This is a genomic window from Paenibacillus solanacearum (assembly GCF_910593845.1).
Taxonomy (GTDB): Bacteria; Bacillota; Bacilli; order Paenibacillales; family NBRC-103111; genus Paenibacillus_G; species Paenibacillus_G solanacearum.
The window spans coordinates 1-1,385 of record NZ_CAJVAS010000108.1; the positions used below are offsets into that span (position 1 = coordinate 1).

The following is a 1,385-nucleotide window of genomic DNA, read 5'->3' on the forward strand; positions in this document are numbered from 1 at the left end:
GGCTCAATCTAAAAATCAGTGCTTGACAGTTAGCTGAATAATCGATGTCGGTTACATTCAATAAGAATGCCTGCGATGTAGCCATCGCGATTACGGGTGAAATAATGGCGGCGTTGAAAGGCTTTGATTCGGTTATGCCTGCCCTCGACCGTTGCATTCGTCCATCGGCAGCGATGGTAATTCACAATAGCCTCTTTCCAGTTGCGCATGGTCTTTAAAGTAGCGTGAACGGCAGCGTGAGCGATCTGATCACCTTGTGTGCACCAGCGCTCAAATCCAAACAAGGCGACCGCATGATTTGGCGAACAATCGTACCAAACGGAAAAAGCTTCTTTCCATTCCCATACGCTGAGCAACAGAGGGGAATAGCTCAACAACACCTCCAAGCGCTGTTGGCTCTCTTCCGTCAGCGTTTCTTTCGGCGGGTTGAGCAGGCGATGCTGTGATTTTAGCAGCGCCTTCGCGCGTGGCGACAGCGTATTTTGTACTGTTTTTCGCACCGCTTGTACACTTTCGATCACATACCCGTGCACATGAAAACGGTCGGCAATCCGTATCGCATTGGGGAAGCATTCGCTAACCCACTTGTGGTAGACCGGGGCCAAATCCATCACGACTGCATAGGGTGTAAGCTGCCTGAAATCCGGATGCTGTGTGGCATATGCCCGCAAATCGTCCAATTTACGGCCTGAGAGCACCTCCAGCATCGTTTCACCCCGCAGATTGTGAATGCCGGTGTTGTACGTGTGTCCCTTCTTGATGGCAAAATCATCAACGCCTATAACCAGACGTTCACTGGCTTTTGCCTCTTCCCATATTTGTTCGTAAATGCGCGCCTTTTCAACCGGTAGGATTTCATCTTGCATCCGCTGCACCGTGCTGGCCGGAGTTTGCTGCATCCGGGCACTGTGTGCGGCGGTGGAGCCGAGCGCTAGTTCGACGGTATGGGAGCGAAAGGAGTGACTGTACTGCTGCTTGGGTCCGACAAATGCATAAGTCCAACTAAACCCAATCTCACAACAATTGCAATACATTCGGAGGGCGGGCACGTGTAGAAAGACGCGTTTTTCAAAGACAGGAAGATGCCGAATCGTTCGTATCCCATTGCTTCCTTTTCGAATCACGTGTTGATCGCGCAGGCAGAGCGGACAGTTTTGCCTCTCTTCCAGCGGCATCGCATCGATGTGAAGTTCTTCGGTATTGAGCGAGCGCACTTCGCGAATCTGTAGGGCTGGTATGTTGAGCCATTCGCTGATATACTGATTCTGCATCTGTTTATTCCTTTTTTGTTGTTCGGTAGGACTTACAACAATACAGGATTAGCAGATGTTTTTCCATTTTCAACCTATGAATTTTCTGTCAAGCGCTGATCTCGGCATTGAGCC

1 protein-coding gene is annotated in these 1,385 nt (G+C 50.2%); it reads right to left on the reverse strand.

Features of this window, described 5'->3' with window-relative positions; translation table 11 throughout:
• Positions 1-29 precede the first annotated feature (29 nt).
• Positions 30-1,271: an ISL3 family transposase gene (locus tag KXG62_RS33770; RefSeq protein WP_218096391.1), complete on the reverse strand. Its 1,242-nt coding sequence runs from the start codon at positions 1,269-1,271 to the stop codon at positions 30-32.
• Positions 1,272-1,385 lie beyond the last annotated feature (114 nt).

What these genes read in the sequence shown, in the direction of transcription:
- KXG62_RS33770 (WP_218096391.1), bottom strand. Translation starts at nt 1,271, where the DNA reads ATGCAGAATCAGTATATCAGCGAATGGCTCAACATACCAGCCCTACAG.